Source organism: Luteimonas flava, assembly GCF_036584485.1.
Lineage (GTDB): Bacteria > Pseudomonadota > Gammaproteobacteria > Xanthomonadales > Xanthomonadaceae > Luteimonas > Luteimonas flava.
The window spans coordinates 786791-798710 of the sequence record NZ_JAZHBM010000002.1 but is presented as its reverse complement, the minus strand read 5'-3'; the positions used below and the strand labels follow the sequence as shown (position 1 = coordinate 798710).

The window sequence follows — 11920 nt, the reverse complement described above, 5'->3', positions numbered from 1 at the left end:
ACACGCCCGGCCGGCGTTCAGACCGACCGGGCGTTGTGCAGCTTTCAGCGCGCGGCGACGCCGCGCACTTCCACTTCGACCCGACGATCGGGCGTGAGGCACTCGACCAGCGCCGGACGCGCGAGCGCATCGGTGCAGCTGGTGGTAACCGGTTCGGCCTTGCCCTTGCCGACAGCGATGATCGAGTCCGCCGGCACGCCGTTGGACACGAGCAATGCACGGATGGTGTCGGCGCGGCGCTGCGACAACAGTTGGTTCGCGTCGGCGCTGCCGATGCGGTCCGTGTGCCCGATCACGGTGACGACCGACGGGCCCACTTCACGGATGTCCGATGCCAGCTGGGTCAGCAGCTCGTTGCCGCGGGGCAGGATGTCACCGGCCTCGTGGCGCGCGAATGCGAACAGCGCATCGGCTGACAGGTTCACGCGACGCACGCCTGCCTCGGTGGTATCCGTGCGCGCGGTATCGGCCAGCAGATCCGCACACGACGCCGGGCTCCAATGGAAGCTCTGTCCGCGGTAATCGCGGTCGAAGATGACCTTGTACTGGCAGGTCACCACGCCTTCGGGGGTGCGGAAGTGGAGCAGGTAATCCCACTCGCGCACGCCGACCAGACCTTCGCGGAAGTGCGGCCGGCCCAGTGTCTGATAGAGCTGATCCTTGGTCACACCGGGACCGATGCTGCGCAGGTCGGCGACGTTGGGGAAGGTGCCCTCTGCCAGCACGGCGCGGGCCGGGTCGGGGAACACGACCTCACCAGCGACACCCTCGGGCGAGATGTCACGGCTGATGTGGCGTGTGCCGCAGGCGCTGAGCGCACCGGCAACGGCGATGGCGAGCAGCGCGCTGCGCGCCGCCTTGGAAGCATTGATGGAATAGCGCATGTCCTGAACCTCTTGAGAGGCCCGTGCATTGGGCACGGGCGGTGTCGAATCCCTGATCTCGTCAATGGAACAACGGGCCCGGCAAGGGCCGGGCCCGTGCATCACCACTGGATACCTGCACCCACCGAGAAGCCCCAGTCACGCGCGGTGTTGCCGCTGGCCTGCGCACGGTAGACGTAGCGTCCGTTCTCGGTGATGCCCGAGAGACCGACGGCCATGCCGTACTCGCTCTGGTAGCCGCCGACACCGACCGCCAGCATGCTCTTGCCCGGCAGGTAGGCCTGCGGCAGACCCGCCATTGCCATCGCCGAAGAAGTCGCGCCGCGGTAACCGCGTTCGATGGACCACATGTCGTCCTGGATCTGGGTGATGCGACCGTCGGTGTACTGATTGGCCACATTGATCGCCTGGTTCACGCCACCGGTGAGCTGGTTGACGTTGACCGCATCGGTGCCGGCGATGCCCGGCGCAACGCCCGAGATCGTGCGACCGCCGACGTTGACTTCACCGGTCGAGCTGCTAGTGCCCACATACGCGCCGTTGTAGTTGCTCTGGGCGCCGACCGTGGTGGCCGAACCCGCGCCCAGCGCCACGCTGTTGGCATGACTCGCCGTCGCACCCTGACCCAGCGCCGTGCTGTTGGTGGCCGTTGCCTTCGCGCCCTGCCCGACCGCCGTACTGCCTGCGCCGGTCGCCTGGCTCTGGTTGCCCAGCGCCACACTGTTGTTGCCGCTCGCGACTGCGCCATTGCCACCTGCCGATGCGTTCTGTCCGCTCGGCGTCGGCGCGACGTAGGCTTCGCCCTGGCTGATCTGGAACGGACCACTTGCGCCGGTCTCGAGACTGTCGAGGCGACCGCCCACTTCCACGACCACACCCTCCACATTGGACACACGATCATCGAGATCGGTGATGTCGCCGCGGATGTCGACGATGTCACCCTGGATATCCGTGATGTCGCCCTGGATATCGATGATGTCGCCCTCGATCGCCGTCACGCGGCCATCGATCACATCGATTCGGTTGTTGACGCCGTCAATCTGCCCATCGGTGTAACTGTTGGACTGGGTGATCGCATAGTCCACACCGCCCTGCAGCTGGCTGACATTCACCGCATCGGTCGCTGCCGAACCCGCCGCGACACCCGTGATCTGACGGCCGCCGACGTTGAGTTCACCGGTGGAATCGCTGCTGCCCACGAACGCGCCCTGATAGCCGGTCTGTGCGCCCACGGTCGTCGCCGAACCCGCACCCAGCGCGATGCTGTTGGCGTGGCTGCTCACCGCGCCCGCACCGATCGCCAGGCTGTTGAGCGACAACGCCTGCGCACGCGCGCCGATCGCAATGCCGCCGTCGCCCGTTGCGGCGCTGCCGATGCCGAGTGCGACCGCCTCGTCACCTTCGGCCGTCGCATCCTTGCCGGCTGCAATCGCGTCGTCGCCAGTGGCGCCTTCGTTGTTGAAGTTGCCACCGCCGGTCGAGTTCACGCTGTAGTACTTCGTGCGGTTGGTTTCGACCGTGTCGGTCAGCTGACTCACATTGACGGCATCGGTCGGCGCGCTGCCGGCAGCGACATTGGTGATGACCGAGCCGCCTGCATCGATGCCGGCGAGTGTCACGCTCGGACCGCCGACGATCGTCAGCCCGGTATTGCCCAGCTTGACGTCTGTGCCGATTGCCACGCCCATGGTGTCGATCAGCGTGTCGCCGACCTTGACGCTGCCCGCGATGTCGAGATCGTCCGCGAGGCCGAACGACACATCATTGCTGCCCACCGTTTTCGACACGACGATGTTGCCGTCGCCGCTCTTGAAATCGACGGTGTTCCCAGTCGCACTGTTGAGGCCGACATTGCTGCCATTCGCGCCTTCGGCCGTCACGTTCCAGCCTGCGTTGGCCACAGTCGCCACTTCTGCGAGCGCGGTGTTCGTCGCGTTCAACTGCGATCCGTTGATCGCATCGGTGCTGGTCGCGCTGATGCGGCCCGCGGCCACGTTGGTAATCGTGCGCTCTTCGCCCACCCGGCCGACACTGATCGTGCTCGTCGGCGCCGAACCTGCGAACAGGTAATCCGTGCCGTTGATCGTCACACCGGTCGTCGCGACCGCGTCAGCCGTCACCGAGCTGGCGCCCAGTGCGACGCTGTTGTTGTGCAGCGCCTGCGTGTTGGAGCCGAGGGCGACGCTGTGAACGCCATTCGAAGTCGCGTTGACGCCCATCGCGATCGCACCGGTGGTCGATGCCGTCGCTTGCTGCCCCTGGGCGATGCTGAATGCATCACTGGCGATCGCACCCCGACCCAGCGCGATCGCACTGGCGCCGAGGGCGCGCGTGCCGTTGCCGATGGCGACGGCGTTCTGGGCTGCTGCCTCGGCGCCCGCACCGGCCGCGTAACTCGCATCACCTGTGGCGATGGTACCGACACCGATCGCGACGGCGTTGATACCGCTTGCGCCATCATTGGCGTAGTTGCCGCCCTGCACGCCGTTGTCGTTGACGCTGAAGTACTTGATGCGGCTCGTTTCGATCGTGTTGTTGAGTTGGCCCACATTGACCGCGTCGGTCACCGCCACACCTGCTGCGACATTGCGGATCACGCTGCCACCGGCATCGATGCCGTCAACCGTCACGCTAGGGCCGCCCACGATCGTCAGGCCGTTGTCGCCCAGCTTGACGTCGCTGCCGACAGTGACGCCCGTCGTGTCGATCACGGTGTCGCCGACCTTGACGCTTCCTGCGACTTCAAGGTCGTCGGCCAGATCGAACGAGACATCGTTGTTGCCGACGGTCTTCGACACGACGATGTTGCCGTCGCCGCTCTTGAAGTCGACCGTGTTGCCGGTTGGGCTGTTGACTCCGACATTGCTGCCGTTGACGCCTGCAGCCGTGACGTTCCAGCCGGCGTTCGCCACGCCGGCGACCGCGTCGAGCGCCGTGTTGGTCGCGTGCAGCTGCGACCCGTTGATCGCGTCGGTGCTGGTCGCGCTGATGCGGCCGGCCGCGACGTTGGTCACCGTGCGCTCGGCGCCGACGCTGCCGACGCTGACCGTGCTGGTCGGTGTCGCGCCCGCGAACGTGTAGGCCGTGCCATTCAAGGTGGCGCCCGCGGTCCCGACGACGGCGTCGGTCACGCTGCCGCTGCCCAGGGCCACGTCGCCTTCCTGCGCACGCGCGGCCGCGCCCTTGCCGATGCTGACGCCACCTGCCGAACTCGTGCTGGCGCCATCGCCGACCGCAACGCCCGACGCGCCCGCCGTCGTCGTATTGACGCCGATCGCGATCGCGTTGACGCCGGTTGCGCCGTCATTGGCGTAGTTCCCGCCCTGCACGCCATTGTCATTGACGCTGTAATAGCGCGTCGTGCTGGCGTTGATCGTGTTGGACAACTGGCTGACATTCACCGCGTCGGTCGGCGCGGTGCCGGCGGCGACATTGGTGATCTTCTGCCCACCGGCATTGATGCCGGCCGTCGTGACACTGGGACCACCGGCAATGACAAGACCGGTATCGCCCAGCTTGACCGCGTTGCCGACCGCAACACCCGTCGTGTCGATCACCGTGTTGCCTGCAGTCAGGCGGTTCACAGTGATCTCGTCGGCAAGGTTGAACACCAGATTGGTGCCGGTCCGGGCGATCTCGATGTTGTCGTCGGTGTTGCGGAAGTCCACGTTGCCGCCAGGCCCGACGTTCGCACGCGTCGTCTCGCCGTTCACGCCGACATTCCAGCCGGCATTCGCGGTTGCATTCACCTGGTTCAACGCGCTCTGCACGCTGGTGTGCTGCGTGCCCCCGACCGCCAGGCCTGCGGTCACCTGGTGCGTCGTCGGGTTGTAGGCAGATGTACCGCCCAAGGCCGCGGCGGTGCTGCTGCCGAGCGAATCCACGTTGGTCCCCAGGGCGGTCACGGCCTGTTGGGTGCTGAAGAGCTGACTGCCATTGATGGCGTCGGTGCTCGCTGCGTTCACCTGCCCCGCGGCGACGTTGGTGATCGTCCGCTTCTCGGTTCCCGTGCCCACGCTGACCGTCGCCACAGGCGCGGTCCCCGCGTAGGTGTAAACGACGTTGTCGATCGTCCCGTTTAGCGTCGCCACCGCTGCCGCCGTCACTGCGTTGTGCCCCAGCGCGACCGAGTTGGCATGCGTCGCACGCGTGCCCTGGCCGAGCGCTGTTGCGCCCGCCGCCGTGGCCTGCGCATCGCTGCCGACTGCGGAGGCACCTGCGGCAGTCGCCCGCGACGCGCCGCCCAGCGCCAGCGTATTGGCCAGCGTCGCTTGTGCATCGTTGCCGAACGCAGCCGAAGCCGCGCCCGAAGCCCGCGAGGCCCGGCCTGCAGCAATGGCGTTGATGCCGGTTGCGCGGGCGTCATCACCGACCGCCGTCGCCGACGCCTGTGTCGCTTGCGCAACGTGACCGACCGCGGTTGCATTGGTCTCCGATGCCTGCGCACCGTCGCCCTGCGCCAGCGACGAGATGCCACTGGCAGTTGCGCCACGGCCCTGTGCCTGCGCAGCTAACGCACTCGCAGTTGCGCCGTCACCCTGCGCGATCGCAGACACGCCACTGGCGTTCGCATTGCGACCGACCGCCAATGCCGCCTCTTCGCTCGCGGTCGCCGCGTCGCCGATGGCGGTGGCTGCAACCTCCGAGGCCAGCGACGCACGACCGATGGCCGTTGCGTCCTGATAAACCGCCCGCGCACCGTTGCCGATCGCGATGGTGTTGACGTTAAAACCTTCCGCGCCAGGTTGCGGGCTGAAGCCCGATACCGCACCTGTGCCGATTGCAACGCTGTTGGACGCCAGACCGCGGCTGTCGGTACCCGACGCGATCGAGTTAAAGCCTGACGCTGCAGAATCGGTGCCGCTGGCAAGCGCGTTGACGCCACTGGCACGTGCGCGAGTGCCCGTTGCCACCGCACTTTCTGCGACGGCGTGCGCATCGAAGCCGTGCGCAACGGCATTGCGCTCGGACGCGAGCGCGCTATTGCCGACGGCAATTCCATTGTCAGCAGTGACTTCCGCATCGGTACCGATGACGACGGCGTTGTCGACCGTGTCGTTCGGCGACTTGCGATCCGCTTGCGCGTTGGTGCCGATCACGACGGAGTTCAGGCCGTTCGCGACGGCACGGTCGCCAATCGCGACAGTGCCGTCGTCATACGCCTGGCTCGAGCTGCCGATCGCAGTCGACCGGTTGCCAAGCGCAGCAACGTCGTTGCCCAGCGCGCTGGCTGCATCTCCGACGGAACGGGCCTGGTAACCCACCGACATTCCGCCTGCGCCATCTGCATCGGCCTGCGGACCGATCGCGATGGCATTAGCGCCCGAGGCACCTGAGTTGTCCCTGTTGGACGGGTCGGCGGAATTGATGCTGACGTAACGCGACGCGTTCGCGTCGATCGCAGCGTTGAGCTGCGAGAGATTGACCGCCTGGTCGCCGAGCGTCGCCGTTCCGGTCGTGATCGTGCCGTCCGGGTTATAGATCACCGCATTGCCCGGCATCACACTGACCGCGCCACTCGACACCGCGTTGATCGCTGCTGCAACCGTGCTGTATCGCTGCGTATTTCCGTCGATGTCGGTCAGTTCGATGACGTATCCGCCATAGCTGCCGTTGGGATTGACGATCACATTTCCGCCCACAAGGTTGGCGGTCGCCGTCTGGGCGGCGCGCAACTGGTTGACGTTCACGGCATCAAAGCCTTGGGCACCGTCGGCCACATTGACGATGCGCCGCTGCAGATTGGCGGCAGTGTTGCCGACCGAGACCACGGTGCCGTCACCGAACGTATTTCCAGTCAGAAAACTCGTACCGACCGCATCGGCAGCCGCTGCGCGGGAATTGAAGCCAAGCGCCGCGCTACCGCCTTCAGCAAATGCGCTCCGCCCCAGCGCGACGCCCTGGCCTGCCGCAGAGGCTTCCGCGCCGAGGGCCACTGCGCTGACGCCCGTGGTGCGTGCGTTGTAACCGATGGCCACCGAATCGCTGGTCGTCGACGCGAGTGCGCCGAGCGCCGTGCCACGATCGATCTCCCCCACGTTCTGGTTCGCGCGGTAACCGATCGCGATATTGAAGTCACCCTCGACCGCAGTCCCCGCCTGGCTGCCGATTGCGATGTTCTGGTCGCCCAGCACTCCAGTTCCCGCCTGAAAACCAATGGCAGTGGTCTGATTGCCGACGACCGCCGTGCCCGCACCCGTACCGATCGCGATGTGCGACGTGCGGTCGCCAGCTTCGGTACCATTGGTGCCGACGCCAGCACCCGTGCCGAGTGCGATGCCGTTTGGCGATGCGGCCTGGGCGCCGTTGCCGGCGGCGAATGTGTTTCCACCGCTCGCCGAAGCCTGACCGATGGCGATGCTGCCGCCGCCCGACGCGCTTGCGAGCGCGCCCAGCGCGGTTGCATTGCCAGCGCTGGCATTGGCCTGGAAGCCGATGGCCGTCGCGCTGTTGCTCTGGGCGCCCGTCACGCTGGCGCCCGTACCGATAGCCAACGCATTGCTGACGAACTCCGAGCCGACGCGCGCGCCGTCGCCCAAGGAGATCGTGCTGGTGCCGGCGGCGGCTGCATTTCGGCCGATCGCCACCGCGCCCACACCGTCTGGAATTGCGGCCGCGGCAGTGCCGACCGTCGCGCCCTGGCCGACCGCGATGCCCGCAGTCGCACCGATACTCGTCGCTGCCCCGTCGCCAGCCGCAAAACTGCTGCTGCCTTCCGCAACCGTGCGCGGGCCGATTGCGACAGACTCGAGGCCTTCGGAGCGTGAGTCGGCCAGCGTGGAGTTGGCATGGAAGTACTTGACGCCTTCGCCTTCGACAAAGAGCTCCTGACGCAGCGCGAAGATCTGGCGTCCGTTCACCGCCTCGGTGCTGGTGGCGCTGACTGCGCCGTCTGCGACATTGGTGATCACGCGATTGCCGGCATTGATGCCCGCCGTGGTGACGCTCGGGCCACCGGTGATCGTCAAACCGGTCGAGATCAGACGTACGGCGCTGCCGACCTGGACACCCGTGCCCGTCAGCGACGTCGTGCCTGCGGCAACGCTGTCAATATTGAGATTGCGGTTCAAAGTGAGCGCGACGCCGGCGGCATCGTCCGCGCCGGTCAGTGCGACACCGAGGTTGGCATCTCCCGAGAAGGTGACCCGTCCATCAGGCCCGATGTTGTAGGCGTTCGCGCCCACCGCGACGTTCCAGCCGGCGCCCGCCTGAGCCTGCACGGCCTGCAGCTGCGAGAAGTTGACGGCGTGATCGGCGGCGGTGCCATTACCGACGCCAGTGATGGCCAGATTGCCGGCCTGGATGCCTGCCGTCGTGATGCTTGGCGCACCCGCCCCCAAGGTCAGTCCGTTGCCGCGCAGCGCGGCAGTCCCGACCGCGACGCCGTTCGTATCGAGACGGGTCGCACCGGCGGTCACCGTGTCGACGTCGATGTCGCGCGCCAGCTGGATCACGATTTCCGCGTCATCGTTGCTACCGGTCTGGGTGACGCGAATGTTCGGGTCGCCGGTGAACGTGACGGTGCCGCCCTGACCAACGACTGCATCGTTGTCACCATCAGTGACAGTGAATTCCTGCGCAGCCAACGGCGCGCTGAAGAGCGCAGCACAGAGGACGCCAAGCGGAAGCCCGAATGCGCGCCCAGTGCTTGCAGTGGCGGCGAGCCTAGGCGAAGCGCCGACGGGCCGGTGGCCCGAGGCGAGCTCGGACGCTACCACCCATTGCTGCAGAGACACATTCCAGACGCGGCGGAAAATCCTGTTCATCACGCTTTCTCCTGTAGTCGAACATGGGAGGCAACGCCGGAAAGCAGTCCGGCTTCGCACTCGAAATTGAATACAGGTCACGTTTAAGCAATTTATGTGCCAGAATTATCGTTACGCAAAGCCTTCAGAAACCGCTTACACGATTGTTTTCAGAGTGGACCCACGTCACAAAGTGACGGGTTTCAGCAGTTTGAGAAGATTCTGACCTGAGCGACTTGACGAATTGAACTGCTATAAAGATGCGATGAATCGCCTTCTTCTCACGTTCGCGCTATCTGCTGCGGTGGCTGCGCCCGCGCTTGCCCAGTCGCCCTCCGGACCGACTGCACCGCAATCGATCTACGCAATGAGCGCGGCGGGTCTCGGTACTGCGATGACCTACTGCATGACCAAACATGGAGCGCTCCGCGAAGGCTCCAATGCGGCCCGATGCTATGCCCGGGCCCGCGCCATCCTGGCAGCCGCAGATGCTCGCCGCCACGCGGAACAGGCAGATGCTCGCTGCGCCGACCCGCAAACGTTCAACGCGTGCATCACGCCGGAGATCGGGCGGTTTGTCTTCGCGCTCAATGCGGAGTTCGTCAAGCAAGCGCTCTGACACGGCTGATTGATCTCCACCGGACCGGTCCCCCATGCGATTCAGTGACTGGAGCTTTTCGCGGACCAGATTCGCTAAGTGGCATCACTGCCAACTTGCACGACTGGCGGTTGAACAGTTGCTCGTCACGAAATTTGGCCCGGAGGCCCCCGCGAGACATCGAGCAAGCGCCGCCACTACCGCAAAGCGTTAATGCGGGAATTCCCGGATACGACGACGCGCCGCCGGTCAAGAAACTCTTCCCGTGCGAACGCGCCTTGGAAAGCTGGTGGGTCGTGATGGATTCGAACCATCGACCAGCGGATTAAAAGTCCGATGCTCTACCGACTGAGCTAACGACCCGGAAGACAGTCGCCGGCAGCAGTGGCCGGCGCAGGGGGCGCATTCTAGCGCAATGTGGACCGCGCGTCGGCCTCAGGCCGTCGTTTGTACGTACCGCGTGGGGTCAGGCACGCCCGCGGCGTCGAATCCGTCCGCGCGCAGACGGCATGCGTCGCAATGGCCACAGGCCAGACCCTGCGCATCGGCGTTGTAGCAGGACACCGTCAGGCCGAAGTCGACGCCCAGGCGCACGCCTTCGCGCACGATGTCGCCCTTGCCCATGCGCTGCAGCGGCGCGTGCACGCGGATGCCAGCACCTTCGACGCCCGCTTTGGTCGCGAGATTGGCCAGACGCTCGAAGGCATCGACGAATTCGGGACGGCAATCCGGATAACCGGAATAGTCGACCGCGTTGACGCCGCAGAAGATGTCGGCTGCGCCCAGCACCTCGGCCCAGCCGAGCGCCAGCGACAGCATGATCGTGTTACGCGCGGGCACGTAGGTCACCGGTATGCCGGCGCCGCCCGCCTCCGGCACGTCGATGTCGTCGGTGAGCGCCGAGCCGCCGATGCTGCGCAGGTCGACGTCGACGGTCTTGTGCACGGTGACGCCCATCGCGGCGGCGACGCGCGCGGCGGCATCGAGTTCGGACGTGTGGCGCTGGCCGTAGCGCACGCTCAGCGCATGCACATCGAAGCCCTGTTCCTGGGCGATGGCGATGACGGCGGCGGAGTCCATGCCTCCGGACAACAGGACGACAGCTTTTTTCATGGGTGATCTGGATGCAAAACGGAAATTCGGGTGTCGCGTGACAGGCTAGCGCAGCCTTCGATCGAAGACCGGGCTCATCGCCCCGGTTCGTCGTCCCACAGCAGCTTGTGCAGCTGCATCTGGAATTTCACCGGCAGGCGGTCGGCAACGATCCAGTCGGCCAGTTCGCGGCCGGTGATCTCGCCCTTGCTCGGCGAGAACAGCACGTCGCAGCGATGCGGCAGGCCCTTGGTCAGCACGAGATCGCGCGCCCACTCGTAATCGGCGCGGGAGCAAACGACGAACTTGATCTGGTCGTGCGCGGTCAGCAGCGGCAGGTTGTCCCAGCGGTTGCGATGCGCTTCGTTGGACGCCGGCGTCTTGATGTCGAGCACACGGCTGACGCGCGGATCGACGTCGCTGATGTCGAGCGCGCCCGAGGTTTCCAGCGACACGTGGTAACCGGCGTCGCACAGGCGACGCAGCAGGCCGATGCACCGCTTCTGCGCCAGTGGCTCGCCACCGGTCACGCAGACGTGCCGCACGCCGTGCTTCGCGACTTCCGCGAGGATGTCGTCGATCGTCCACCACTGGCCGCCGTGGAAGGCGTACGCGGTGTCGCAGTAGGTACAACGCAACGGGCAGCCGGTCAGGCGGACGAACACCGTCGGCCATCCGGCGTCGCGGGCTTCGCCCTGCAAGGACAGGAAGACTTCGGTGAGCTTGAGCCGGTCGGCCGCGGATGCGGCGACCGCATCGGGCGCGACAGCGGTCATGGGTCAGCGCAGGCGCGAGAGCTGGATCGCGCGAAGCCGGTCGGCAGCGGTGCGTGCCGCGTCGGTGCCGGGATACTGCCTGCCGACATCGGCGAGCGTCGTCTCGGCGCCGTCGAGGTCTTTCAGTCCGTACTGCGACAGGCCGACCTTGAGCATCGCGCCCGGGGCCTTGTCGCTCTGCGGATACCGCTGCAGCAGCGACAGGAACTGCTCCTGCGCCAGTGCGTAATTCTGGGTGACGTAATAGCTCTCGCCGAGCCAGTACAGCGCGTTCGGCGCGTAGCTGCCCTGCGGGTGCTGCTGCAGGAAGCCCTGGAACAGCGTGGCGGATTCGTCGTAGCGCGCGTTCTTCAATGCATCGAACGCCTGCTCGTAAGCGGCGCGTTCGTCGGCAGGTACGGCCTGCGTTGCGACGGGCGCAGCGCCCGTCGCGGGACCACGCGCGGCCTGCGCATTCGCGCCTGACGCGGGTGCCGGCGTTGCAGCGCCGGTGGGATCGGGCAGTTCAAGACCACCGCCACCGCCGCCCTGCCCGCTCTCGAGCCGGTTGAGCCGGCCGTCGATGTCGAGGTACTGGCTGCGGTTGCTGGACTTGAGCTGCTCGTTCTGCTGCTGGAGTTCTTCCACCTGCGAGCGCAGGGACACGATCTCCTGCCGCAGCTGGTTGAGCTGGTTGAGCAGATCGACGTTGGCGCTGGTGTCACCCGCGCGCGCTTCGAGCGAGGCCACGCGGTCCGCGAGGCTCGCCCGTTGCGCCCATGCGGGCGCGGCGACCACGAGGGTCGCCGCGAACGCTACTGGGAGTACCAGCCAATGACGCATCGA

6 protein-coding genes, 1 tRNA gene and 1 pseudogene are annotated in these 11920 nt (G+C 66.3%); 1 reads left to right on the top strand and 7 read right to left on the bottom strand.

What is annotated here, in order from left to right; all coding sequences use genetic code 11:
- Positions 1 to 44: 44 nt before the first annotated feature.
- From V3391_RS10625 to V3391_RS17835, 3 genes and pseudogenes are all read right to left on the bottom strand, one after another.
- Positions 45 to 884: an OmpA family protein gene (locus tag V3391_RS10625; RefSeq protein WP_332078379.1), complete on the bottom strand. Its 840-nt coding sequence runs from the start codon at positions 882 to 884 to the stop codon at positions 45 to 47.
- Between the two features lie 101 nt (positions 885 to 985).
- On the bottom strand, positions 986 to 8470 hold the full coding sequence (locus tag V3391_RS10620) for a YadA-like family protein (protein ID WP_332078378.1): 7485 nt from the start codon (positions 8468 to 8470) through the stop codon (positions 986 to 988).
- A 63-nt stretch (positions 8471 to 8533) separates the two neighbouring features.
- Positions 8534 to 8650 (bottom strand): annotated as a pseudogene (locus tag V3391_RS17835) (ESPR-type extended signal peptide-containing protein); the annotation flags it as partial.
- A gap of 244 nt (positions 8651 to 8894) precedes the next feature.
- Here V3391_RS17835 and V3391_RS10615 point away from each other — a divergent pair.
- The gene (locus V3391_RS10615; RefSeq protein WP_332078377.1) at positions 8895 to 9248 is read left to right on the top strand and encodes a hypothetical protein; all 354 of its coding nucleotides are present in this window, start codon (positions 8895 to 8897) and stop codon (positions 9246 to 9248) included.
- 266 nt (positions 9249 to 9514) lie between these two features.
- Here V3391_RS10615 and V3391_RS10610 read toward each other — a convergent pair.
- The 4 genes from V3391_RS10610 to ybgF all read right to left on the bottom strand — a co-directional run bounded on the left by V3391_RS10610 (position 9515) and on the right by ybgF (position 11917).
- Positions 9515 to 9590 (bottom strand) — tRNA-Lys (locus V3391_RS10610).
- A 72-nt stretch (positions 9591 to 9662) separates the two neighbouring features.
- On the bottom strand, positions 9663 to 10340 hold the full coding sequence (gene queC, locus V3391_RS10605; protein ID WP_332078376.1) for a 7-cyano-7-deazaguanine synthase QueC: 678 nt from the start codon (positions 10338 to 10340) through the stop codon (positions 9663 to 9665).
- A 74-nt stretch (positions 10341 to 10414) separates the two neighbouring features.
- Positions 10415 to 11095: a 7-carboxy-7-deazaguanine synthase QueE gene (gene queE / locus V3391_RS10600; protein WP_332078375.1), complete on the bottom strand. Its 681-nt coding sequence runs from the start codon at positions 11093 to 11095 to the stop codon at positions 10415 to 10417.
- A gap of 3 nt (positions 11096 to 11098) precedes the next feature.
- Positions 11099 to 11917 (bottom strand): tol-pal system protein YbgF, encoded by an 819-nt coding sequence (gene ybgF, locus V3391_RS10595; protein WP_332078374.1) that lies wholly within the window; start codon positions 11915 to 11917, stop codon positions 11099 to 11101.
- Positions 11918 to 11920 lie beyond the last annotated feature (3 nt).

Bases quoted from the DNA above. Each gene is read 5' to 3' on its own strand.
- V3391_RS10625 (WP_332078379.1), bottom strand. From the start codon at position 884: ATGCGCTATTCCATCAATGCTTCCAAGGCGGCGCGCAGCGCGCTGCTC.
- V3391_RS10615 (WP_332078377.1), top strand. From the start codon at position 8,895: ATGAATCGCCTTCTTCTCACGTTCGCGCTATCTGCTGCGGTGGCTGCG.
- queC (WP_332078376.1), bottom strand. From the start codon at position 10,340: ATGAAAAAAGCTGTCGTCCTGTTGTCCGGAGGCATGGACTCCGCCGCC.
- queE (WP_332078375.1), bottom strand. From the start codon at position 11,095: ATGACCGCTGTCGCGCCCGATGCGGTCGCCGCATCCGCGGCCGACCGG.
- ybgF (WP_332078374.1), bottom strand. From the start codon at position 11,917: ATGCGTCATTGGCTGGTACTCCCAGTAGCGTTCGCGGCGACCCTCGTG.